The following is a 24,166-nucleotide window of genomic DNA, read 5'->3' on the forward strand; positions in this document are numbered from 1 at the left end:
TGAGATTGCGACTGTCTACGCAACAATTCAGAAAAGCGTGAAGCTGAATCGGACGTTCATCACATGACGCTGTCAGCGATCAGGGCAGGATTCGCCAAAAAATCGGTACACAGCAATGCCCGATACAGGACTTTTCTACGTTCTAGAGCTTGATGCAACACATGATCGCGATGGCAACCTCGACCGCGTGAACTCCATCAGCGTCCGCTGCAACCACTGCAAGCACGTCACTCATTCAAAGGTGCCGGAACTGGAGACTATGCCCGGCGGCACCCTACTCGCATGCGCCGGATGCGGAGAACGTCAAGCGGTGAGCAACGCCAGGCTTGTGGAGTGTGGCCATATCCTAAGCACTGGACGTCCATCCCCACAGGCTGCCTGATCTGTCACGCTGCCAGCCGGTACTCGTACAACGGTTGCCGCTTGTCATCGAAGATCCGGTACAGGGCGGCCAGGCCTGCCGGACGCGCCGCGGGTGCAAGGGCGGGGCTGCACCGGCGTCGGCCCCACCCGCCGCCTCAATTCACCCGACTCGAAAGCCAGTTCTTGAAGCCCCGCCAGCCAAAAGGCGCGCCAAGAACTGCTACAGCACCAGAGACCAGGAGAGCGTCCAGCATCCATGGCTTCATCTGTGGCGGTCCATCTGAAATGTGAGGAAGCACCGTGCCAAACAGAACCACCCCGAGCACTGAAGTTACAAAGACGATAGTGGATCCGAGTCCAGGTGTAACGCGCATCTCACTGCCTCATTAGTCGTTGCATCACAGTAACTTCAGTCACATGGATCGTGCTAGTGCAGGTGATGGTGCGCGTGCCGGAACCGGTAACCGGAATGCCGATGTTGATGAGCGCATTTACGAAGCTCGCCATATCGGTCGCGTCGCCTCCAAGGAACTCGAAGCGGTTAGTGACCCCTCCGCGTCCCTCGCTCAGCTGGGTCACACTGAGAGGACCGGTGTTACCAAACCGGTCCTTATGTAAAAGTGCGTTGGGCTCCCAGCGACGATCCGGAGCTATGCGTAACCGCCTGCACCGTGAAGCTGGTTATCACGGCGCGGTAGGTCATCGTTTCCGAGCTAGGGCTGGTGTCATTGACCGTGAACGAGCCGCCCCACGAGGAGATTACTTGGTCCGGCCCGTCAATCTCGTCCATGATGTCCACCGAGCCGCTCACGTTGAGCACCTGCCACAGCGATTCCCCCTGCTCCCCACCCGCCGATAGATTTCCACACGGGCCGTGTTCTGTCCTCCTCCGGCCGTGAAACCGTCGGGGCCTTAGTTCGTGTTGATGCGGACGTGGCGCCGCGTGAAGCTCACGGTGACGCTACGCACGCGCCATGGCCCACACGGGGCTGCATCGCGGTGAGCTGGTTGGGTAGGGCAAGGATTCGGTAGCCAGGCGCAGGCTCAGGGTCGAGAGCGATCCGGACGAAGATGGCGAGAGCCGCACGAAGTCCGGCAAGTGGCGCGAGGTGCCGCTGAACCGGTATGCGCGCTGGGCACTGCGCCACCTGCCCGATCCGCTGGGAGTATTACGCGCATCTGACGCCTGAAGGTGACGATGGCACTGTGGCAAAGCTCAGGTACCAAGCGGGACCACTGGGACCAAACCCTGTGGATATGCGGGAAACAGTGGGAAATGCCGCCAGCTGCGCCCGCCCAAGTCATGATTATGGTGACCCCGGCCCGATTCGAACGGGCGACCTTCCCCTTAGGAGGGGGACGCTCTATCCAGCTGAGCTACGGGGCCATGCAGCAGGCAAGTCTACAGGCTACGCCCCTTCCCTCCAAGCATTCACCTTTCCAGGCCGCACGCTGGCGCGTTGCACCATGGCCGGATGGGCCGCTCTGCTACCATCGCCGATTCCGTTCATCGCTCCCCCACCTGCCTGCGATGGCGCCAAACAACGTAACGAAACACAGGAGTCTGCATGTCTTCCGAGCTGCTCAAGTCCCTTGGCCTGGACGCGATCAACGCTGGCACGTACCTGGGCAACGGGGAGTGGTCGAGCACGACCAGCGGTGAGCTGATCACCCCGCTCAACCCGACCACCGGCGAGCCGATCGCGCAGGTCCGCGCGACCACCGAGGCCGAGTACGAGACCGTCGTCGCCCGCGCCCAGGAAGCGTTCAAGGTCTGGCGCACCACGCCGGCCCCGCGCCGCGGTGAAGCCGTGCGCCTGTGCGGCGAAGCACTGCGCAGGCACAAGGACGCACTGGGTTCGCTGGTTGCGCTGGAAATGGGCAAGAGCAAGCCGGAAGGCGATGGCGAAGTGCAGGAGATGATCGACATCGCCGATTTCGCCGTGGGCCAGAGCCGCATGCTGTACGGCTACACCATGCATTCCGAGCGCCCGGGCCACCGCATGTACGAGCAGTACCACCCGCTCGGCCTGGTCGGCATCATCTCGGCCTTCAACTTCCCGGTGGCGGTGTGGAGCTGGAATTCGTTCCTGGCCGCCATCTGCGGCGACGTGTGCATCTGGAAGCCGTCCAACAAGACGCCGCTGACCGCCATCGCCTCGCTGAAGATCTGCAACGACGCCCTGCGCGAAGCCGGCTTCCCGGACATCTTCTTCCTGATCAACGATGCCGGTACCGCATTGTCGGAAAAGATGGTCGATGACCGCCGCGTGCCGCTGATCAGCTTCACCGGCTCGACCCAGGTCGGCCGCACCGTCAACGAGAAGGTCGCGCGCCGCCTCGGCCGCTGCCTGCTGGAACTCGGCGGCAACAACGCCATCATCCTGGACGAAACCGCCGACCTGAAGCTGGCCGTGCCGGGCATCGTGTTTGGTGCGGTCGGCACCGCCGGCCAGCGCTGCACCACCACCCGCCGCCTGATCGTGCACCGCTCGATCTACGCCGATGTGCTGGCCACCCTGGTCAAGGCCTACAAGCAGGTGGAAGGCAAGATCGGCGACCCGACCGATGCGGCCAACCTGATGGGCCCGCTGAACAGCGAAGGCGCCGTGCAGCAGTTCCTCGATGCCATCGCCCAGGCCAAGGCCGCCGGCGGCACCATCGAGACCGGCGGCACCCGTATCGACCGCGCCGGCAACTTCGTGCTGCCGGCGATCGTCTCCGGCCTGAAGAACAGCGACGCGGTGGTCCAGCACGAAACCTTCGCGCCGATCCTGTACGTGATGCCGTACGACAGCATCGATGAAGCCATCGACATGCAGAACGGCGTGCCGCAAGGCCTGTCGTCTTCGATCTTCACCCAGAACCTGAAGACCGCCGAGAAGTTCCTGTCGGCGGCCGGCAGCGACTGCGGCATCGCCAACGTCAACATCGGCACTTCCGGTGCGGAGATCGGTGGCGCCTTCGGTGGCGAGAAGGACACCGGCGGTGGCCGCGAATCCGGCTCGGATGCGTGGAAGGTCTACATGCGCCGCCAGACCAACACCATCAACTATTCCGACTCGCTGCCGCTGGCCCAGGGCATCAAGTTCGACCTGTGATGGCAAACGACGCGGACACGTCAGTGGGTCAGAGCCCCTCCGGGGATCTGACCCCAGCGAAGGGTCGGATCCCCAACGGGGCTCCGATCCTCGATTTCACCGGCCGCCGCGTGCTCATTGCAGGCGGCAGCAAGGGCATTGGTCGTGAAATGGCCCTGGCCTTTGCCGGTGCCGGTGCGCAGGTCTCGGTCTGCGCCCGCGGCCAGGCCGGCCTGGATGCCCTGCGTGCCGATGCGCAGGCGCAGGGCACCCCGCTGCACACGTACCCTGCCGATCTGGCCGGCATCGGCCAGACCCAGGCCTGGCTGCAGGCCGCCGCCGATACGCTGGGCGGCATCGACGTGCTGGTCAACAACGCCACCGGCTACGGCATGGCCGATGACGAGGATGGCTGGGCCGCCAGCCTGCAGATCGACCTGATGGCGGCCGTGCGCGCCTCGCGCATGGCCCTGCCCTGGCTGCGCGCGTCCAGCGACGCCTGCATCCTCAATCTGTCTTCCATCGCCGCGCAGCAGCCCCGCCCCGGTGGCGCGCCCTACGCTGCCGCCAAGGCCGCGCTTTCGCACTACACCACCTCGCAGGCACTGGCGCTGGCCAAGGACCGGATCCGGGTCAATGCCATCGCCCCCGGCTCGATCGAGTTCGATGACGGCCTGTGGGACCGCCGCCGCACCCAGGATCCTGCCCTTTACCACGGCACCCTGGCGAAGATCCCGTTCGGCCGCTTCGGCCAGCCCCGCGAAATTGCCGATGCCGCCCTGTTCCTGTGCTCTCCGCTGGCGCGCTGGATCACCGGCCATGTGCTCAACGTGGATGGTGGCCAGGTGTTGATGGGCTGATACCGGCCCGCCGGTCGTCGACCAAGGTCGACGGCTACCGTAGCGGCCAACCTTGGTTGGCGCGTCCGCAACCGCTGGGCATGGGATTGCCCGGGCGGACGGACTATCATGTGCACACTGCCCAGGAGGACCCCGATGAGCGTGGCACCCCGACAGACAAGCGCCCTGGCCGTGGTCAGCCTGGTCATGGGCATCGCCAGCTGGACCGTCCTGCCTTTCGTAGCCAGCATCGTTGCCATCATCACCGGGCACATGGCCCGCGCCGAGATCCGCCGTCGCCCGCAGGAACTGGAAGGCGACGGCCTGGCCGTCACCGGGCTGGTGCTGGGCTGGCTGATGGTCGGCGCCACACTTGCTGCTGTCCTGGTCTTCGTCCTGTTCTTCGGCGGCCTGGCCTGGCTGGCGGCGGTGTCGAACTGACGCCATGACCGCCTCCGACAGCACCGAACGCTTCAGCAGCCGCGTCGCCGACTATGTCCGCTACCGGCCCGGTTACCCGCCCGCCCTGCTGGAGTGGCTGCACGGCCCGATGGGCGTCAGCCACGAGGCGATGGTCGCCGACATCGGCGCCGGCACCGGCATTTCCAGCCAGCTGTTCCTGGCCACCGGCCATCCGGTCGTCGCCGTTGAACCCAATGCCGCCATGCGCAGCGCCGCCGAACAGTGGCTGGCACCGCAGCACCCGCAGTTCCGTGCGGTCGACGGCCGCGCCGAGGCCACCGGCCTGGAAGACGCCAGCATCGATCTGGTCAGCGTCGCGCAGGCCTTCCACTGGTTCGACACCGTGGCGGTACGCGCCGAGTGGCAGCGCATCCTGCGCCCCGCTGGCCTGGCACTGATCTACTGGAACTCGCGACTGCTCGATGCCAGCCCGTTCCTGATCGGCTACGAACAGCTGCTGCTGGACTACGGCACCGACTATACCGCCGTGGCCGAGCGCTACCAGGACGACGCCACCATGCAGGCCTGGTTCGGCCATGGCCTGCGCGGCATGGTGCAGCTGCCGAACGTGCAGCACCTGGACTTCGATGCCCTGCGCGGGCGGCTGCTGTCCTCCTCCTACGCCCCCCAACCCGGTCATCCACGCCATGTGCCGATGATCGACGCCTTGCAGGACCTGTTCCACGCCCACGCGGTCGATGGCCAGGTCGCTTTTGAATATCGAACCCGAGCCTTCCTCGGCACGCTGGACTGAACCGACGCATGTATTCGCTTGCCCGCCCCTTCCTGTTCTCGCTCGACGCCGAGCGCGCCCACGGCCTCGGCCTGTCCGCACTGGACCTGGCCTATCGCACCGGTACCACGCCGCTGCTGGCCGCCCGCATCGCGCCGATGCCGAGCACCGTGTTCGGGCTGACGTTCCCCAACCCGGTTGGCCTGGCTGCCGGCCTGGACAAGAACGGCGAGCACATCGACGCACTGTTCGCACTGGGCTTCGGCTTCGTCGAGATCGGCACCATCACGCCGCGCCCGCAGACCGGCAACCCGAAGCCGCGCCTGTTCCGCCTGCCGCAGTACAACGCGATCATCAACCGCATGGGCTTCAACAATGCGGGAGTGGACGCACTGGTGCGCAATGTCGAGCGCGCACGCAACCGTCGCGGCCTGCTTGGCATCAACATCGGCAAGAACAAGGACACCCCCAACGAACAGGCCGTGGACGATTACATCGCCTGCCTGGACAAGGTGTATCCGCTGGCCGACTACATCACCGTCAACATCTCCTCGCCCAACACCGCCGGCCTGCGTGAGCTGCAGGAGGAGACCGCGTTGCGCCAGCTGGTCGGCCAGCTGCGCGAACGCCAGGAGGGCCTCGCCGCCCGGCACGGCCGCCGCGTGCCGATGCTGGTGAAGGTGGCGCCGGACCTCAGCGAACGCGACATCGATGCCGCCGCGCGCGTGCTGGGCGAGCTGCAGGTGGACGGGGTAATCGCCACCAACACCACCATCGACCACAGCAAGGTGGCCGGCGACCCGCTGGCCAACGAGGCCGGCGGCCTGTCCGGCGCCCCGGTGCTGGAGCAGTCCACCCTGGTGCTGCGCCGCCTGCGCGCGCGCCTGCCCGAATCGGTGCCGCTGGTCGGCGTCGGCGGCATCCTGTCCGGCGCCGATGCGGTGGCCAAGATGGCGGCCGGTGCCGCGCTGGTGCAGTGCTACAGCGGCCTGATCTTCCGTGGCCCGGCGCTGGTTTCCGAATGCGTGGAAGCCATCCGTCGCCGCCGTGAAGCGCCGAGCCGCGGCGCGGTGGCCCCGCTGTGAGCGCGCCGATGGATACCGTCGACGGCAACGCCCCGCTGCGCTGGACGCTCACCCGCAATGCCCCGCTGCAGGCGCTCAATACCTTCCACGTACAGGCCAGCGCCGCACAGCTTCTGGAGCTGCACGACGCCGCGCTGCTGCCGGACGTGCTGGCGCTGCCCGAGGTGGCCAATGGTCCGCTGCTGGTGCTGGGCAGCGGCAGCAACGTGCTGATCGCCGAGGACCTGCCCGGCACCGTGCTGGTGTTCGGCAACCGTGACATCAGCTTCCTTGAACACCGTGCCGACCACGCCGTGATCCGCGCCGGCGCCGGCGTGCCGTGGCATGGCCTGGTGATGTGGTCGTTGCAGGAAGGCCTGTCCGGGCTGGAGAACCTGGCGCTGATTCCCGGCACTGCCGGCGCCGCGCCGATCCAGAACATCGGTGCCTATGGCGCGCAGGTCGGCGAGTTCATCCAGGCCGTGGAGGCCTGGGACTGCCAGGAACAGGCCTGGGTACGGCTGGACAACGAGCAGTGCGGCTTCGCCTACCGCGACAGCGTGTTCAAGCAGCAGCCCGATCGCTACCTGATCACCGCCATCGAACTGAAGCTGCCGCTGCTGCATGACCTGCGCATGGACTACGCCGGTATCCGCGAGGAACTGCAGGCGCAGGGCGTGGAACTGCCCAGCGCCGTGGACGTGGCCAATGCGGTGATCGCGATCCGCCGCCGCAAGCTGCCCGACCCGGATGTACTGGGCAACGCCGGTAGTTTCTTCAAGAACCCGGTGCTGCCACTGGAGCAGGTCGACGTGCTGCTGCAGCACTTCCCCGAGCTGCCGGTGTTCCCGGCCGAGCAGGATGACAAGCGCAAGGTCTCTGCGGCCTGGATGATCGAGTCCTGCGGCTGGAAGGGCTTCCGCGAGGGCGATGCCGGCGTGGCCCCCAGCCACGCGCTGGTACTGGTCAACCACGGCAACGCCAGCGGTGCTGAACTGCTGGCGCTGGCGCGCCGTATCTCGGCGTCGGTGCTGGAGAAGTTCGGCGTGCCGATCGAACCGGAGCCCCGCCTGCTCGGCGCACAGTGGTGAACAGCCCCGCCCTGTCCCCTGGCACCACCCCGATGCGGGCGGCGCTGCTGATGCTCGGCAGCACGATGGCATTCGGGCTGATGGCAGTAGCCATCCGCTATGCCACCCGGTATGTGCCGACCCAGGAGGTGGCGTTTTTCCGCAATGCCTTCGGCCTGCTCGCATTGCTGCCGATGCTGTTGCGGCCCGGCCGCGCGCCGCTGAAGACGCAGCAGCTGCCACGCTATTTCGTACGCAGCGCGATCGGCCTGGGCTCGATGCTGTGCGCGTTCTGGGCCTTGGGCCATCTGCCGCTGGCGCAGGCCGTCTCACTGTCGTACTCCACACCGCTGTTCGTCACGATTGCTGCCGTGCTGTGGCTGGGCGAGACGGTGCGCGTGCGGCGCTGGGCCGCGGTGGTGGTCGGCTTCATCGGTGTGCTGGTGATCGTGCGCCCCGGCACCGCCGGCTTCACCGCAGGAAGTCTGGTGGCCGTGGCTGCCGCCGTGCTCAGTTCGCTGGTGGCGATCCAGATCAAGCAGCTCACGCGCGTGGACAGCGCCGACACCGTGGTGCTCTACACCTATGTGTTCTGGGTACCACTGTCACTGCTGCCGGCGCTGTTCGTCTGGGTCTGGCCGACCGGCATGGCCTGGCTGTGGCTGCTGGCCACCGGCGTACTGGGCACAGTCGGCCAGTTGCTGTGGACGCGCGCGCTGCGCCTGGGAGAAGTCTCGGCACTCACTCCGATCAGCTTCCTGCAGTTGCCGCTGGTGACGCTGTTCGGCTGGCTGCTGTTCAACGAAAGCGTGGACCGCTGGACGGTCATCGGTGCCGGCATCATCCTTGCCGCCAACGCCTACATCGCCCATCGCGAAGCCGTGCTGTCGCGGCGCGCTGCGAGCGCGGCGGCGTCCGCAGCGGCCAAGCCCGCCGAGTAGATCCGCGCCATGCGCAGGCACCGGGGAACCCTGTAGAGTCGAGCCGTGCTCGACTCATCGCGCAGCGTGAGGGTTCATCGCAGGAAATGCCATCCACGCGTGGCGTGGGTCTACAGCGCGCGGTACGCACGCTCTGCGGCATCGAGCACATTGCCCGGTGCGAACTGCTCGGCCAGATAGTGCAGTTCCTGCCGGCGCAGCTGCGGTGAGCGCTCCCCGGCGTCGCTCCCCAGCAGGACCTGCTGGAACTCGGTCAGGTCCTGCAGGATGCGCCAGTGCCGGTACCAGGCGATCCAGCGCGGGTCGCCCAGGTCCCTGCCATAGCCGCCGCCAAAATCGAGCGGATTCTCGCGGCCCCAGCGCCCGCCTACGGCACCACCGATGAACATCAGGTCGCGCTCGCGCGGGGCGAGCGAGAGGCCATCCCAGTCGATCAGGTGCAGGCCACCGTCGCTGCCCATCAGCAGGTTGCCGGCATGCAGGTCGGTGTGGCACAGGTGCACGTCGGCCGCCGCATCCTTCAATGCGGCGCACAGCTCCAACGCGCGCGCATGCAGCGCGCCGATGCGCGCCTGTTGCTGGTCCCATACGGAAACGAAGGCACGGCCCAGCCCATCCCTTGCCGCCGCCAGGCCCTCGCCGGCCAGCCATTGCCCGACCGTTTCCAGCGCGGCAGTCTCCAGCCGCACGCTGGGCAGGGCCAGTCGCAACCGGGGCGGCAGCTGCGCCTCATGCAGGCGTCGCAGCACCTCGCCCAATCGCCGCCATTGCGCGTGGCTCAACGCCGCTTCGAATCCGGACTGCCCTTCAATGTAGGGGAACAGGGTGAACTGCAGGCCCCAGCGCTGGACCGAAGCGCCCCCGGTCAGCGCCGGCCACGGTGCAACGATCTCTTCGATGCCCAGCGTGTCGCGCAGCCAGTGCAGGCTGTCCCACACCGCCGGATCCACCTGGTAGGTGCGGCATTTCAACCACCACTGCCCGCGCCGCGCGTCAATGCGGTACACGCTGGCCCTGGCGTCGGCACCCACCGGGCGCGGCACCACTGCGGTGGCCGTGATGCCATAGGACTGTTGCAGGACTTCGCCGAGATGCTGCGCCGAAGCGAATGGCATGGATGCAAGCGGTAAGTGTTGCCTGCCGCCACTATCGCAGATGCGCTCGGCACGACACAGACATGTCCGTCACAACATCGCATCGACGTAACCTCGGACGCGGCCGCGATACGCCGCCTCAGCCATTGCCCTCGACCACGCGCGGGCGGCCACCACCACGACCGCGCCGCGCAGGCCCGTCGACATCCGCCCGCAACGGCATCGCCGGCCCACCGCAGCGGGCAGCGGCCTGCATCAGTGGCCGCGCAGGCGGCCGTGGTTTACCCTGCACATACTGGCCGTCGGTCACAGGCGGGAACCTGCTATGGATGCGCTTTCACGGGTCGCGGCCCAGGTCCTGGACAGCGCCCAGCCCAGCCTGCCGCTGTACCTGCTGCAGGCCACGGCGGTGATCGGCATGATCGGCGTGCTGCTGATCGCCACCCGTCGCGCCGGCCATGCCGTCGAAGGACGCCGTTTGTATGTCGGCGCGGCAATGGGCCTGATCTACCTGTTCAACGCCTGGTTCGTGGCCCGCCATACCCAGGGCGTAGTCAAGCTCAATCTGGGCATCGACATCCTGCTGGTCGGCGGCCTGCTCGGCGGCTGGCGCGGCGGCATGGCCTGCCTCGCAGCGAGCCTGCTGGCCCGCTACCAGTTCAGCGGCACCCACTTCTTCCTGCCCGCGGCCCTCGAATCGATGCTGCAGGTGCTGGCCGGAATCTGGCTGCGCAGGCGCCTGCACCCGAACATGCTCAACGAGCTTTCGCCGCGCATGATCCTGCAGGCGTGGTCGGTGCGCATCGCGGTAACCGTACTGGGCCTGGCACTGGCCGTGGCGATCATTGGCGCAGACCGGCTGCCGCTGGGTGAACTGGTGATCCTGCGCGCGCTGGCATTGCCGGTCTCCCTGCTGGTGCTCGGCGCGGTGTTCGCACTGGTCTACAACGATGCACAGATCGACGTGCAGCGCCAGCGCGAGCAGGCCTGGCTGCGTGTCGACCCGATCAGTGGGCTGCCCAACACGCGCGCGCTTGGCGAACGCCTTCAGCGCTACTGGCACGACAACGACGGCACCGGCAAGGCGTGCCTGATCGTGGCCGAGATGGGCAACCTGCGCGACCTGCGCCTGCGCTATGGACCGCTTCAGGACAATGGCCTGTGGCAGCACGACAGCATCGCTGAAGTGCATCGCCTGCTGCCCTCGCTGCCACCCGCACAACTGGAGATCTACCAGTTCGGCGACGCGGCGCTGGCGATCCTGGTGCGCGGCATGACGCTGGCCCAGCTACGCACCCAGGAGCAGATCACCGAGCTGGCCGGCAACCTGGCCGATCGGGTCGGGCGTGACTGGCCCGGCTTCCGCGCGCGGTTCCGCTGCGCAGTGGTTGAGCTGGCTCCTCCCGGTGCTGGCGACGACAGCCATCTGCCATTCCGCGCGATCACCCTGGCACTGAGTGCCGTGGAATCGGGCGTGGTGTTCTTCGATGACCCGGTCCAGCGTGACAGTGAAATCGACGCATTGATCGAGAGCGCAGTCGAACGCTGGCTGCGGAACGGGGATGCCCCCCTGTGCTACCAGCCCAAGCACCGCCTGCGGGACCGCCAGTTGGTCGGCGCCGAGGCACTGCTGCGCATGCGTGATGGCCAGGGCCGGCCCATCGCGCCGATGCGGGTCATCTCGCTGCTGCGCCGGCAGGGCCGCCTGGCCGACCTGGAATGGGCCACGCTGCAGTCGGCCGTCCGCTTCCTGCAGCAGTGCCTGCACGAGCATCCGCAGCTCAAGGTCGCGGTCAACATCTCGGCCGAATCATTGCGACTGCCGGGCTTCGGCCTGCGCCTGCAGGAACTGCTGCAGCTGCACGCTGTGCCTGGCGCCATGCTGCGGCTGGAGATCGTCGAGTGGACCGAGATCGTCGAGCGCGACGTGGTCGACGCCAACATCGCAGAGCTGCTGGCTGCCGATGTATCACTGTCGCTGGACGATTTCGGTGCGGGCTACTCAACCCTGATCCTGCTCTCGCAGCTGGCCATCGCCGAGGTCAAGATCGAGCAGGCGCTGATCGCCACCCTGTCCGACGCCAAGTCGCAGTCCATTGTCCGTTTCATCGTTGAAGTCGCTCACCGCTGCGGCGCAATCGTGGTGGCCGAGGGTACCGAGACCCTGGCGCAGGAGCAGCAGCTGCGGGCGCTCGGCGTGGATGTCGGCCAGGGCTATCTGTATTCGGCGGCGCTGCCGGCCGAAGACTTCCTCCGTTTCGCGGCCAGCTAGCGTCAGGCCGCGTAGTAACCCAGGAACATCGCCACCGCCGATTCAGCCACGCGCGCGCGCTCCTGTGCGTTCAATGGCGCCTGTCCCATCGTCACCTGCGGCCAGAACGCAAAGCTCTTCACCAGCCCGTGCAGCTGGTGGCCGGCAAATTCCGGATCGACCTCGCGCAGGCGGCCGTCAGCCACCGCCGCGCGGATCCAGGCGCTCTCGCCACTTTCCTTCTCGCCCATGCGGCAGACGATGGCCTGCGCACGTTCCGGCGAATGGATGATCTCAGCCATCGCCACCCGTGCCAGGTCGATGAAGTTGGCATCGCTGAGCAGTTCCAGCTTCTGCTGCAGCAGCTGCAGCAGTTGGGCCTGCAGCGGCTGGTCGGCGCGGTATGGCACCGCATCGCTGGCCACGCTGCGCTCCCACAGCTCCTCCAGGATCATCGAAAACAGCGCTTCCTTGCTCGGGAAGTGGTTGTAGACGGTGCGCTTGGAGACCCCGGCCACCTCGGCGATGCGGTCCATGCTGGTCGCCTCGTAACCAGACGCACGGAACTCCTCCACCGCGGCGCGCACGATGGCGTCGCGTTTGCGGTCGGTGAGGCGTTGCGGGGCACGGGACATACGGGGGCCGGAAAACTGAACGGACGACTCCATTTTACACCCGACAGTGTACTTTTGAAAAACAGGAAACTACACTGTGCAGTGTACTCAGCCGACGTCACCCATGAAGCGCCTGCTCCTCGTCCTCCTGCTTGGAATCCTCGCCGTGACCGCCTACACCTTCTGCAAGTCCTGGTCCCTCCCCGACTTCCCCGATTCGCCGCAGTACCGTGACGGCAAGTTCCGCAACGCCCTGCCAAGGCCGGCGATGGGCCTGCGCGACGGCCTGGAGATCTGGTGGACGTTCCTGTTCAACAAGCCCAGGGACACCGTACCCACCCACCCCATCCCGGTGCAGCCACTGGACCGCGCCATGCTCGATGCCGCGCCCGACCGCAGCCTGTTCCGGCTCGGTCATTCCGCGGTCCTGTTGAAGCTGCGGGGCCGGTACTGGCTGACCGACCCGGTGTTCTCCGAGCGCGCCTCGCCAGTGCAGTGGATGGGGCCCGCGCGCTTCCACGCGCCGCCGATCAGCATCGATGAGCTGCCGCCGATTGCCGGCGTGATCCTCTCGCACAACCACTATGACCACCTCGACCACGCGGCGGTAATGCAACTGGCCGGCAAGACCGCGCGCTTCATCGCTCCCCTCGGTGTAGGCGACCAGCTGATCGCGTGGGGGGTGGACGCGCGCAAGGTCGAACAGCTGGACTGGTGGCAATCCACCGAAGCGCACGGGCTGCGCCTCACCGCCACCCCCGGCCAGCATTTCTCCGGCCGCGGCCTGGGCGACAGCGACCGCAGCCTGTGGGCCTCATGGGTGATCCAGGACGGCGACTTCCGCGTCTTCTTCAGCGGCGACAGCGGCTACTTCGACGGGTTCAAGGCCATCGGCGAGAAATTCGGCCCATTCGACCTGACCATGATCGAAACCGGTGCCTACGACCCACGCTGGGCGTTCGTGCACATGCAGCCCGAACAGACCTTGCAGGCGCACCTGGACCTTCGCGGCAAATGGCTGCTGCCGATCCACAACGGCACCTTCGACCTGGCCCTGCACGCCTGGCAGCAGCCATTCGAGCGCATCACCGCACTGGCCGCCGCAAAGGGCATTCCGGTGGCCACGCCGGTGATGGGCGAAGCGCTGGACATGCAGGCACCACAGCCGGGCACGCGCTGGTGGGAGACGGTGGAGCGGTAACAGGGGGGCGCTTGACCTGCCGGAAACCATGTAGAGCCGAGCCATGCTCGGCTGCGTCGACCACGGAAACGGTCTACGGCGCTGCAGTGCGTCATGTAACCGATTACATCCTTTGCTAGCGTAGCGCTCGCCCGATTCCGGCCGAACCTGTGAGGCAGTCCGTAATGACGTTGTGCGCCGAACGCTCCAAGGTCTCCCGCCCAGCTGCCCCATGGCGATCTGCCGCCGCCCTGCTGCTCGCCGCGCTGGCCGCCTCTGCACAGGCACAGACTCTCCCCCCGCGCAGCCAATGGCGGGCCAGCGCTTCCTCGCAGCAGGTGCCGGCGATGGCGATCGGGCACCTGATCGACGGCGACCCCAGGACCGTCACCGGCGGCGCGTTCAGCCCCGGCCACTGGTTCCAGATCGACCTGGGCGCGCCCGCCCTGCTGGCCGGCGCGCGCCTGACCTGGGATGTCTCCAACCCGGAAGGCTATTCGCTGCAGACCTCGCTGGATGGCACGCAGTGGCAGACCGCGTACACCATGGCCGATTCGCTAGGCGATGTGGAAACGCTGTACTTCGCACCACGCCACGCGCGCTACCTGCGGCTGGCCAGTCCCCAACGCACTTCCGACTGGGGCGTGTCGATCTTCGAAATGGAGCCGCTGGACAGCGCGCTGAGCGCACGCATCGACGGCCTGGATGCGGTGCAGTCGGCAGCGCTCTGGCAAGGAGGGAGCGCCGTTGCCATTCCGGCCACCAAGGACGGCACGCACACCCTTCAGATCACCCTGCCGCATGCACAGGCCAGTGCCGGCCTGGCCATCGACTGGGCCGATGGCGCGCGCGGACCCGCCCGACTGCTGGGGCAGAATGCCCAGGGCCACTGGCAGGAGGTCGCGCACGATGCGCAGGCGGCCGAGCACCGGCAGAGCTGGCTCGCCGCTGGCACCGCGCAATCACTGCGCGCCTTTCGGCTGAGCGTGGACGGCAGCGCACCGCAGGTGGCGCGCCTGCGCCTGCTTGGCCCGAAGGCGGTGATGACGCCGATGAGGCAGTACCAGATCGCCGCCAGCGGCGCGCAGCGCGCGTTGTTCCCGGCCTCGCTGCAGATGCAGCAGACCTACTGGACCGCTGTCGGCGTGCACGCGGGGCGGCAGAAATCGATCTTCGATGAGTACGGCAACCTTGAAGCGTTCAAGGGTGCGCCGCTGGTACAACCGATCTGGCGCAATGCCGACGGACACGCCGCGGGTGCCGCCGGGAAGCCGGTGCAGCATGCGCTGCGCGATGGCTGGAAACCCATGCCATCGGCCACCTGGGCACCACAGCCCGGCCTGGAACTGCGCAGCGAAGTATTCACCATCGAACGCGATGGCCAGCCGGTGAGCTTCCTGCGCCACCGGCTGCGCAATACCGGCAACGCCAGGATCGACGGCACGCTCAGCTTGGTCGTACGCCCCATGCAGATGAATCCGCCCTGGCAGAACGGTGGCCTGTCGCCGATCCGCGAGGTGGCCATCGAGGGCCAGGCGGTGCGCGTCAATCACCGCACGCTGCTGCATTCGCTCACCTCGGTGGCCGCATCCGGCGCGGCGCCCTTCGGCACGGACGGTGCAACGGAAATCAGCGCGGCCGTTGCCGCTGGGCAGCTCCCGTCCACGCAGCAGGCGCGGGATGACCAGGGCCTTGCGGCCGCCGCGCTCAACTACCGCGTGTCGCTGGCACCGGGTGCCACCGATGCTGTCGTGGTCGCATTCCCGCTGGGCACCGCCGCCGCAGACGCCAATGGCGCGTTACCGGAGCCACCCACGCTTGACCTGGCCGGCCTGCCGCGCGATGCCAATGCAGCGTTCGATGCCCTGGCCGCGCAGGTGTCTGCGGACTGGCAGGCACGCCTGGGCCAGGTCGGCCTGCGCCTGCCCGATCCCTCGCTGGTCGACATGCTGCGCGCGCAGGCCGCCTACATGCTGATCAACCAGACCGGTCCGGCCATGCAGCCGGGTCCGCGCAACTACAACCGGTCCTTCATCCGCGATGGCATGGCCACCTCGGCGGTGCTGCTGCGCATGGGTGAAGCCCAGGTCGCGCGTGACTACCTGGCCTGGTACAGCGCGCACGGCGTGCATGCCAATGGCCTGGTTTCGCCGATTCTCAACGACGACGGCAGCGTCAATACCGGCTTCGGTTCGGACATCGAGTACGACAGCCAGGGGCAGTACGTCGCGCTGGTCGCCGATGTCGCACGCCTCGATGGCGGGCCGGAGTCCGTGCGCGCCTACCTGCCCAAGGTGAAGGCCGCGCTGCGCTTCCTGCAGCAACTTCGCGAACGCACGCTGGTACCCGGCTACAAGGCCGACCAACCGGCGCCGGAGCGGTTCGCCGGCATCCTTGCGCCATCGATCAGCCACGAGGGCTATCCGTCGCCCACCCATAGCTACTGGGACGACTACTGGGGGCTGAAAGGCTGGCACGACGGCGCCTGGCTGGCCGAGTCCCTGGGGGACCACGAAACTGCGGCGTGGGCACGCGCGCAGTACAGGGCGCTGTACGACGCGCTGCATGCTTCGATCCGGGCGACGATGGCGTGGAAGGGCATCGACTTCATCCCGTCGTCGGCCGATCTTGGCGATGGTGATCCGACCGGCGTGTCCATCGCATTGGACCCCACCGGCGCGCAGAGCGTGCTGCCCGAACAGGCGCTGCGCACCACGTTCGCCCGTTACCTGGAAGACGTGCGCAAGCGCAGCCAGCCCGGTGCGCTGTACGCCTACACGCCCTATGAGATCCGCAACGTGCTGAGCTATGTGCATCTGGGCCAGCCGGCAGTGGCCGATGAGCTGCTGCAGGGCCTGCTGCGCGATCGCCGGCCGCTGCAATGGCAGGTACTGGCCGAGGTCGTGCATTCGCGCCTGCGCTTCCCACGCTACCTGGGCGACATGCCGCACACCTGGATCGGCGCCGAGTACGGCCGCACGCTGTTCGGCATGCTGATGCGCGAGGACGATGACGCATTGTCGCTGCTGCCGGGCACGCCCCCTGCATGGGTTGCGGGTGACGGCCTGGCCGTGGAGCGGCTGCCGACGGCCTTTGGCACGTTGCAGATGCAGGCTCGGCAGCATGATGGGGTGCTGACGGTTGCGCTGGGCGAAGGCCTGCGCAGCAGCACGGCGCTGAAGGTCTGGTGGCCGGATCGCACCAAGCCGAAGGCGGTGCGCGTCGACGGGCGCCCGATCACCACGTTCGATGCCGAGGGAGTGCGGCTGGCGAAGCCGTTCCGCACGCTTGAGGCCCGTTGGTGAACGGCGCCGCGCCCGGCTCGGCTCTGCGGCCGCAGGTCCCGCGTCAGCATGCCGGCAAGCCCGGCAGGTGGGTCTGCGGCGTCCTCGGCCGCGTTCCAGTGCGCCTCTCCGCATGACCCACCCCTGAACCGGCACCCCGCACACGCGGGCAATGCAGGCCGTGCGTGACGTGCAACCGGCATCATTGAAGGCACCCATGCCATGGCCTGAAACCGTACCTCCCTGCATGCCCGTATCTGCTTGTCCCCCATCGGACGCACGCCCGTCACCGGCGAGCCTGTTCGAGATCATCATCGTGCGCGCGGGCACTGAACTGTTCGCCGTCGACGTCCAGGCGGCCGTGGAAATCCGCGGCCCGGAGACGTTCGGCCACCCGGATCATCGCGGCGGGCCGACCGTGGAGATACGCGGGCAGCCCCTGCGGGTGGCCGACCTGCGCAGGATGAGCGGCCAACCGGCATTCGATGGCGGCAGCCCGGCCATGCTCTTGATCAACGCCGGTACCACTCCCCTGGCGCTGGCTGTGGATGAGGTGCTGGAGATCGAGACCCCCGGCCCGGACCCGGACACGCCCGAGCCTGCAACGGGTCGCCCGTTCGACTTCTGCAACGGGCGCGTATGGCTCGGTCCGGCTCGATCCGCCGCGCTGATCAAACCGGACGCACTGCTGGCTGCACTCGCACTGCAGTCCTGACAGGCGTCGCCTCAGGCGCGCCGGGTCCGCACGCTGGACCGGATCCGCCAGCACTGCGCGGCGAACCCGATCACGAAGATCACCAGGCCGCCCAGCAGCGTCTGCAGCACCACCGGTGCCATCGGCGCCGCAGCGATCGGGTGCGCCACCGGCAAGCGGGTCAGCGTTTCGTTGACGGCCGGTACCAGCGACAGCAGGAAGCTGAAGGACAACGCGAAGGTCGACAGATAGCGCGATGCACGGCCCAGCCAGCGCAGCCGAGCGACCAGCACGCCGCCGAACGCCACCAGCAGCACGATGACCCCGAACGCGTGGCCCGGATTGAGCCCGCCCGTACTGGATACCGTGAACGAGGTCGCCACCGACATCACCAGGCCCCATAGATAAAGCTTGCCCGAGCCGGTGGCAGGATCGATCGCGCGGTGGCGGATGAAACCGTACAGGCCGGCAAGAACCGGGACCAGACTTACCGCCGTATGGATTACGCCGAGGGCTGAGAGAGGATGCGCCATGGGGAAACTCCGTTTGAGGTATAAACCTACTAGTAGGTAGGCGATGAGGACAAAAACAAGGCCCGCGTTGCCGCAGGCCACCACGCAACACATCAGGCCGTAGCACTTACCCGCGCGATCGCCAGCCGCGCCAGCGCCGCGAACATCGCCCCATCACCGAACCCGCGCGCCGCCAGCATCGCGCCGTGTACGGATGACATGAACGCCCTGGCCTCGTCCGTCGCTGGGCCCTGCAGCTTCAACTGGCCCTGGGCAGCCCCTTTCTCAAGCGTGACGGTCAACCAGCCGCTCAGGTCCTCGAAATGCCCGCGCACTTCCCGCGCGATGTCGGCTGGGATCATCGGTGCCTCCGCTGCCAGCATGGCGCAGATGCAGAACGACGATGTACCGCCCGTGATGCAGGCCGACCAGTAGTCAACATAGGCGTTGAGTGCCTTCAGCGGATCGCCCAGCTGGCGATCCAGCAACGCCAGGCCCTCGCGCGCCTCGGCCCGATACAGCTCCACCACCGTGCGCACCAGGTCCGTCTTGCTGGGGAAATGGTGATGGATACTGGCCTTGCTGATGTTCACCCGCGCCGAGATATCGGCATAGCTGAAACCGTTGTAGCCGCCGGCTTCCAGCAGCGAACGGGCGTGGACCAGGATTTCCTGGGCCTTGGGCGAGAGTGACTCTTTCATGTCGTCAACCTACTAGTAGGTTGACGCTCTGTCAACTGCCTGCTGCTGGGTCAGTAGCACGTGGTAGCGCCGGCCATTGGCCGGCATGCTGGCATGTCAGTGTGAAGACACGTACAGCGCATCCGCTGGCGGGGGTGGCAGCGCGAAACTGCGCCGCATCCGCGCGACCTCGGCCGCCGGTGGCAACGCGAACAGGCGCTTGAACTCACGGTTGAACTGGGACGGGCTGGCGTACCCCACCGCCAGCGATGCCGCTTCGGCGGTCATCCCCTGCCGCAACATCAGCAGCCGTGCCTGGTGCAGGCGGGTCGACTTGACGTACTGCATCGGCGACGTGCCGGTAATCGCGCGAAAGTGGTCGTGGAAGGTCGCCACACTCATGCCCGCTTCGCTGGCCAGTTGCCCCACGTCCAGGGCAGTGGCATATCCCGCATGGATTGTCCGCAGCACACGGCCGATGCTGCCGAAGCGCCCACGCATGGCCAGTGCCTCGCGCATTGCGCCGCCCTGTGCACCGGTCAGCACGCGGAAGTACAACTCGCGCACCAGCGCCGGACCCAGCACGGCAGCGTCCAGCGGTTCAGCCAGTGCCTCCAGCAGGCGCAGCACCGTGGCCTGCATCGGCGCCTGCATCGGGCTGGACATCATGCTCTGCGCCGGTGCCTGCGAGGGACCCACCGTTTCGCCCAGCTCGATCAGCAGATCCGCTGCCAGCTGCAGATCCAGGTGCAGGTAGATCGCCAGCAGCGGCGCCTCCGCCGATGCATCGGTTTCCATCGTGAACGGCACCGGCACCGACACTGCCAGATAGTGCTGCGCGTCGTACTGATAGACCTGCCCGCCCAGATAGCCCCGCTTCACGCCCTGGCAGACGATCACGATACCGGGGTCGTACAACACCGGCGTACGCGCCAGTGGCCGGTCGGATCGCAGCAACCGTACCCCCGGCAAGGCCGTGAGCGTGTAGCCCTCCTCCGCCGCCAATGCCTGCAGCAGGCAGACCATGCGTGCCTGCACCTGCCGTTGCAGGGAATCGACTACCGGCACAAGCGCTCCAGAGGAATAGGCAAGAATGGCCGAATCCTAGGCCTGTGGAGCGGGTGGTTCAACACCTATCGTGCAAGCCCCACCCATCACGAACGCCCCGTCATGACCCCTTCCCGCCTTCTCCTCATCACCGGCGTCAGCAGCGGCTTCGGCCGCGCCCTTGCCCAGCAGGCACTACTGGCCGGCCATCGCGTGGTCGGCACGGTACGCAACGAAACCGACCGCCAGGCGTTCGAAACGCTGGCTCCCGGACAGGCGTCCGGCCGCCTGCTGGACGTAACCGATACCGCCGCCATCAATGCGCTCGTCGCCGATATCGAAGCGAACATCGGCAGCATCGACGTGCTGGTCAACAACGCTGGCTACGGCCACGAAGGCATCCTCGAGGAATCCACGCTCGCCGAGCTGCGGCAGCAATTCGAAGTGAACGTGTTCGGTCCGGCCGCGCTGATCAAAGCGGTACTGCCGCACATGCGCGCGCGGTGCCGCGGCCACATCCTCAACATCACGTCCATGGGTGGCTTCATCACGATGCCGGGCATTGCCTGGTACTGCGGCAGCAAGTTCGCGCTGGAGGGCATCAGTGAAGTGCTTGGCAAGGAAGTGACGCCGTTTGGTATCCACGTCACGGCCGTCGCACCGGGATCATTCCGCACCGACTGGGCAGGCCGCTCGATGGCGCGGGCGCCGCGCAGCATTGAAGACTACGACGCGCTGTTCGATCCCATCCGCAGCGCGCGCGAGGCGAAGAGTGGCCACCAGCCCGGTGATCCGGTAAAGGCAGCGCAGGCCATGCTGAAGGTCATCGACAGCGACGCACCGCCCAGCCATCTGCTGCTGGGCAGCGATGCACTGCAGCTGGTGCGGGCGAAACTGGCGTCGATGACCGGCAGCATCGACGCCTGGGAACACCTCAGCCGCTCGACCGACGGTGCCGCCTGAGGTCAATGGGCCGGAGGTGCGGTAGCGCCGGGCATGGCCCGGCACTGCACACGCCTCCGCTCAGTCCTCCTGCACCAACCCGAACTCGCGCAGCAGCCCACCGATCTGGGTCTTGTCCAGCCTGCTCATCAGCAGGTTGCGCAGGAACGCAGGCCCGGGAATGTCCAGTTCCTTGCCATCGCGCAAGCGACCGGTGGCGGCCAGCAGCGCGCGCACGTCGTAGGTCGAGTTGAACACCTCCGGCACGCCGCGTTCGATATCCAGCAGCGTGTACACCGCCTCCATCGGCGTGCGTACCGAGTACTCGGTGGTGAAGATGCAGTCGCGCTGCTTCGATTCGGCGAACTGGCCGATGAAGGCGAAGTTCACCGCACCCTCCGGCACCACGTCCGGGCGGTCACCGGCCTGGCGCGGCATGAAGAACGCGGTGATGTACGGCATCATCACCGGCACCGTCTTCGCGCCAGTCGCGGCCAGCTCATCGATCTCGTCTAACGGCACACCCAGGTGGTACAGCCACTCGCGGGTGATCTCCTCGCCGGTGCACTCCTGCATCGGCTTTTTCACGTAGTCGCCCGGCGTATCCACAAACAGCGAATACACCCAGACCACGATCTGGTCCTTCGGCTGGTTCTTGAAATGCGGCTGGCGGTTTACCGTCCAGCTCATCAGCCAGCGCGAGTCGCGCACACTGACGATGCCGCCGGTCACCACCTTGCCGCTGAACGGATCACGCTTGGCGATCTTCTGGATGTAGGCCGGAATACGTGCGTCCAGCGTGGTCACCGTGGCCGATTCCCACTTGGTTTCCGGTATGTGCGCGCCGAACACGTCCGGGCGCCCGAATGCCGCATCCTTCGCGGCGATGCGGCGCCACAGGTCCCAGGCCGGCGCCGGGCCCTCATTCAAGCGTGCCGCCGTGTGGTGATCGCCATTGTCCGAGTTCTCGGTGAGCGAACCGATGGTCATGAACAGCAGATCATCCGCGCCCAGATCCACGCCACCGGCCACACCGTCGCGTGTCCAGTGGATGCGCGTGGCCTGCTTGCGGCCCGGCTGCAGATCAAAGTCGACATCGGTCACTTCGGTGCCGTACTGGAACACCACGCCATGGTCCTGCAGCCACTTCACCAGTGGCAGCACCAGCGACTCGTACTGGTTGTAGCGGGTGAACTTCAGCGCCGAGAAGTCCGGCAGCCCACCGATGTGGTGGATGAAACGGTGCAGGTACAGCTTCATCTCCAGCGCCGAGTGCCATTCCTCGAACGCGAACATCGTGCGCCAGTACAGCCAGAAGTTGCTGTCCAGGAAATCACGGCCCAGCACCTCGTCGATGCGCTTGTTCTCCATCTCCTGCCGGGTGGCCAGGAACAGCGCGATGATGTCCTTCTGCGCCTGTTCGCTCAGGGTAAAGAGGCCATCGGTGTGCGCATCCTCGCCGCGATTGATCGTGGCGCGCTGCAAGGAATAGTTCGGGTCGTCCTTGTTCAACCAGTAGAACTCGTCCAGCACGCTGGCGTCGGCGATCTCCAGTGACGGGATCGAGCGGAACAGATCCCACAGGCACTCGAAGTGGTCCTCCATCTCGCGGCCCCCGCGGATTACAAAGCCCTTCTCCGGCACCTTCAGGCCATCCAGCGCGCCGCCAGGAATCTGCTGCTGCTCAAGAATGGTGATGCGCTTTCCGGCCATGCGCCCGTCACGTATCAGGAACGCGGCGCCGGCCAGCGAGGCCAGGCCCGAACCGACGAACCATGCGCGCTTGTCATCGACACCGGCGGGCTTGCGCGGACGCGCGAAGGCTTCGTAGTTGCCACTGCTGTAATACATGTGCTGCTCCTTCCTGGAGGGGTCGTCTCCACTCTAGCGCCGTACCGGTGTACCGCATGCTTCAGCCCGCCTGCGACCCAGTGACGCAGGCGGACTCCCCCTGCCCGGCAAACCGCCTGCATAGCCACCATTGACATGCAGGTATTTACCTGCATATAGTCCATCCCGAGGGCGGCACCTGCCTGCCTATCGCGAGGAACCCGCAATGGTGGATATCGCACATCGGGTCGGCATCAGAGCCCCCGCACCCCAGGTGTACCGAGCCCTGGTCACCCCCGAAGGCGTGGCCGCCTGGTGGGCCGAAGACAGCCATGGCGACCGCGAGACCGGCGGCACGGTCAAGGTCCGTTTCACCCACGACGGCCAGGAGATCGGCGCTATGGAAATGCAGCTGGAACAGCTCATTCCCGGCGAGTTGGTGCTCTGGCAGTTCCTGGCCGGCCCCGCCGAATGGATCGGCACCCACGCGCGTTTCGCACTGAAACAGGAAGGCGACTACTGCATCGTCCTGTTCACCCATGAAGGCTGGAAAGAGCGCGTCGAGTTCACCTCCCACTGCAGCACCAAGTGGGCAGTGTTCCTGATGAGCCTGAAAGCCCTGCTGGAAACCGGCAAGGGCCAGCCCAACCCCCGCGACGTCAGGATCGACAACTGGAACTGAAGACGCCCCGCATGAATGCAGACAAGGTGTTCAAGGCCCTGGCCGACCCCACGCGCCGGACGCTGCTGGACCTGCTCTGCGAAGACAACGGCCAGACGCTGGGCCAGCTGTGCGAGCACCTGGACATGGCCCGGCAATCGGTCACCCAGCACCTGGGCCTGCTGGAAGACGCCAATTTGATCAGCACCGTGCGCCGTGGCCGCGAGAAGCTGCACTTCATCAACCCGGTACCGCTGCACGAAGTCTACGAACGCTGGGTACGCAAGTTCGAGCAGCAGCGCCTGAGCCTGCTGCATGACCTGAAACGAGAACTGGAAGGAGAATGACGATGTCCGCAGAGTCCACTCGCTTCATCCACGTGATCTACATCGCCTCCACGCCACAGAAGGTGTTCGAGGCCATCACGCGCCCCGAGATCGCCCGCCGTTACTGGGGCCACGAGAACGTCTCGGACTGGAAGCCCGGCTCGCGCTGGCAGCATGTGCGCGCCAACGAAACGCGCTCGGTCGAGCTGGTCGGCGAGGTGGTGGAAAGTAGCCCGCCCTCGCGGCTGGTCATCACCTGGGCCGCCGCCTCGCAGGCCGACAACCCCGATGCCTACAGCCGGGTCACCTTCGACATCGTGCCCTACCAGGACATGGTGCGGCTGACGGTTACCCATGACGAGCTGGAACCCGGCAGCGGCATGGATACCGGCATCCGCCAGGGCTGGCCGATCGTGCTGTCGAGCCTGAAGTCGCTGCTGGAAACGGGCAAGGGGCTGGATGTGTTTGCGAAGCCGATGTGAGTCGCGCCGCAATCGGC

General features: G+C 66.7%; 21 protein-coding genes and 1 tRNA gene. 15 read left to right on the top strand and 7 right to left on the bottom strand.

The annotated features are described in order from the left end of the window. Window positions 1-1,673 precede the first annotated feature (1,673 nt). A tRNA-Arg gene (locus A9K58_RS09025) sits at window positions 1,674-1,750 on the bottom strand. Between the two features lie 181 nt (window positions 1,751-1,931). Between A9K58_RS09025 and amaB the strand changes: the two genes are divergently transcribed. The 7 genes from amaB to A9K58_RS09060 all read left to right on the top strand — a co-directional run bounded on the left by amaB (window position 1,932) and on the right by A9K58_RS09060 (window position 8,552). Then, window positions 1,932-3,464, top strand: coding sequence for an L-piperidine-6-carboxylate dehydrogenase (amaB, locus tag A9K58_RS09030; RefSeq protein ID WP_065199069.1), 1,533 nt, complete (start codon window positions 1,932-1,934; stop codon window positions 3,462-3,464). Next, complete coding sequence (locus A9K58_RS09035) at window positions 3,464-4,303, top strand: SDR family NAD(P)-dependent oxidoreductase (protein ID WP_065199070.1); 840 nt, start codon at window positions 3,464-3,466, stop codon at window positions 4,301-4,303. Before amaB ends, A9K58_RS09035 begins: the two co-directional genes overlap by 1 nt. Window positions 4,304-4,438: 135 nt before the next feature. Next, window positions 4,439-4,723 carry a DUF4190 domain-containing protein gene (locus tag A9K58_RS09040; protein WP_065199071.1) on the top strand — a complete coding sequence of 95 codons (285 nt, stop codon included), beginning with the start codon at window positions 4,439-4,441 and terminating at the stop codon, window positions 4,721-4,723. Between the two features lie 4 nt (window positions 4,724-4,727). Continuing rightward, the gene (locus A9K58_RS09045; RefSeq protein WP_065199072.1) at window positions 4,728-5,498 is read left to right on the top strand and encodes a class I SAM-dependent methyltransferase; all 771 of its coding nucleotides are present in this window, start codon (window positions 4,728-4,730) and stop codon (window positions 5,496-5,498) included. A gap of 8 nt (window positions 5,499-5,506) precedes the next feature. Next, window positions 5,507-6,562, top strand: a complete 1,056-nt coding sequence (locus tag A9K58_RS09050; RefSeq protein ID WP_065199073.1) for a quinone-dependent dihydroorotate dehydrogenase — start codon at window positions 5,507-5,509, stop codon at window positions 6,560-6,562. A gap of 8 nt (window positions 6,563-6,570) precedes the next feature. After that, the gene (gene murB, locus A9K58_RS09055; RefSeq protein WP_065199242.1) at window positions 6,571-7,632 is read left to right on the top strand and encodes a UDP-N-acetylmuramate dehydrogenase; all 1,062 of its coding nucleotides are present in this window, start codon (window positions 6,571-6,573) and stop codon (window positions 7,630-7,632) included. A 32-nt stretch (window positions 7,633-7,664) separates the two neighbouring features. Continuing rightward, window positions 7,665-8,552, top strand: a complete 888-nt coding sequence (locus A9K58_RS09060) for a DMT family transporter (protein WP_065199074.1) — start codon at window positions 7,665-7,667, stop codon at window positions 8,550-8,552. 110 nt (window positions 8,553-8,662) lie between these two features. On the opposite strand, the gene A9K58_RS09065 is transcribed toward A9K58_RS09060, so the two are convergent. Beyond that, window positions 8,663-9,667, bottom strand: coding sequence for an aminoglycoside phosphotransferase family protein (locus A9K58_RS09065; RefSeq protein WP_065199075.1), 1,005 nt, complete (start codon window positions 9,665-9,667; stop codon window positions 8,663-8,665). A gap of 304 nt (window positions 9,668-9,971) precedes the next feature. On the opposite strand from A9K58_RS09065, the gene A9K58_RS09070 reads away from it, so the two are divergent. Further along, a complete protein-coding gene (locus tag A9K58_RS09070) occupies window positions 9,972-11,918 on the top strand; it encodes an EAL domain-containing protein (protein WP_065199076.1) in 1,947 nt (648 codons plus the stop codon). 2 nt (window positions 11,919-11,920) lie between these two features. Here the strand turns inward: A9K58_RS09070 and A9K58_RS09075 are convergent, their stop codons facing one another. Further along, window positions 11,921-12,532 (bottom strand): TetR/AcrR family transcriptional regulator, encoded by a 612-nt coding sequence (locus A9K58_RS09075; RefSeq protein WP_065199077.1) that lies wholly within the window; start codon window positions 12,530-12,532, stop codon window positions 11,921-11,923. Between the two features lie 103 nt (window positions 12,533-12,635). Between A9K58_RS09075 and A9K58_RS09080 the strand changes: the two genes are divergently transcribed. From A9K58_RS09080 to A9K58_RS09090, 3 genes are all read left to right on the top strand, one after another. Next, complete coding sequence (locus tag A9K58_RS09080) at window positions 12,636-13,712, top strand: MBL fold metallo-hydrolase (protein WP_065199078.1); 1,077 nt, start codon at window positions 12,636-12,638, stop codon at window positions 13,710-13,712. Between the two features lie 164 nt (window positions 13,713-13,876). Next, window positions 13,877-16,996: a discoidin domain-containing protein gene (locus A9K58_RS09085; protein ID WP_065199079.1), complete on the top strand. Its 3,120-nt coding sequence runs from the start codon at window positions 13,877-13,879 to the stop codon at window positions 16,994-16,996. Window positions 16,997-17,222: 226 nt separating this feature from the next. After that, window positions 17,223-17,690, top strand: coding sequence for a chemotaxis protein CheW (locus A9K58_RS09090; protein WP_065199080.1), 468 nt, complete (start codon window positions 17,223-17,225; stop codon window positions 17,688-17,690). Between the two features lie 11 nt (window positions 17,691-17,701). Here the strand turns inward: A9K58_RS09090 and A9K58_RS09095 are convergent, their stop codons facing one another. The 3 genes from A9K58_RS09095 to A9K58_RS09105 all read right to left on the bottom strand — a co-directional run bounded on the left by A9K58_RS09095 (window position 17,702) and on the right by A9K58_RS09105 (window position 19,929). Then, entirely contained in the window at window positions 17,702-18,202 is a 501-nt protein-coding gene (locus A9K58_RS09095) for a hypothetical protein (RefSeq protein WP_065199081.1), read from the bottom strand. A gap of 92 nt (window positions 18,203-18,294) precedes the next feature. After that, complete coding sequence (locus tag A9K58_RS09100; RefSeq protein WP_065199082.1) at window positions 18,295-18,882, bottom strand: TetR/AcrR family transcriptional regulator; 588 nt, start codon at window positions 18,880-18,882, stop codon at window positions 18,295-18,297. Window positions 18,883-18,978: 96 nt separating this feature from the next. Continuing rightward, on the bottom strand, window positions 18,979-19,929 hold the full coding sequence (locus A9K58_RS09105; RefSeq protein ID WP_231109275.1) for an AraC family transcriptional regulator: 951 nt from the start codon (window positions 19,927-19,929) through the stop codon (window positions 18,979-18,981). A gap of 102 nt (window positions 19,930-20,031) precedes the next feature. Here A9K58_RS09105 and A9K58_RS09110 point away from each other — a divergent pair, with 102 nt between their 5' ends. Next, complete coding sequence (locus tag A9K58_RS09110) at window positions 20,032-20,871, top strand: oxidoreductase (RefSeq protein ID WP_065199083.1); 840 nt, start codon at window positions 20,032-20,034, stop codon at window positions 20,869-20,871. A gap of 60 nt (window positions 20,872-20,931) precedes the next feature. Here the strand turns inward: A9K58_RS09110 and A9K58_RS09115 are convergent, their stop codons facing one another. Beyond that, the gene (locus A9K58_RS09115; protein ID WP_065199084.1) at window positions 20,932-22,701 is read right to left on the bottom strand and encodes an oleate hydratase; all 1,770 of its coding nucleotides are present in this window, start codon (window positions 22,699-22,701) and stop codon (window positions 20,932-20,934) included. Window positions 22,702-22,906: 205 nt separating this feature from the next. Between A9K58_RS09115 and A9K58_RS09120 the strand changes: the two genes are divergently transcribed. From A9K58_RS09120 to A9K58_RS09130, 3 genes are read left to right on the top strand one after another with little or no spacing between them, the layout of a single operon-like run. Then, a complete protein-coding gene (locus A9K58_RS09120) occupies window positions 22,907-23,362 on the top strand; it encodes an SRPBCC family protein (protein WP_065199085.1) in 456 nt (151 codons plus the stop codon). Between the two features lie 11 nt (window positions 23,363-23,373). Continuing rightward, on the top strand, window positions 23,374-23,688 hold the full coding sequence (locus A9K58_RS09125) for an ArsR/SmtB family transcription factor (RefSeq protein ID WP_005416268.1): 315 nt from the start codon (window positions 23,374-23,376) through the stop codon (window positions 23,686-23,688). A 2-nt stretch (window positions 23,689-23,690) separates the two neighbouring features. Beyond that, window positions 23,691-24,149, top strand: a complete 459-nt coding sequence (locus A9K58_RS09130; RefSeq protein WP_065199086.1) for an SRPBCC family protein — start codon at window positions 23,691-23,693, stop codon at window positions 24,147-24,149. Window positions 24,150-24,166 lie beyond the last annotated feature (17 nt).

The organism is Stenotrophomonas maltophilia (assembly GCF_001676385.1).
GTDB classification, from domain to species: domain Bacteria; phylum Pseudomonadota; class Gammaproteobacteria; order Xanthomonadales; family Xanthomonadaceae; genus Stenotrophomonas; species Stenotrophomonas maltophilia_J.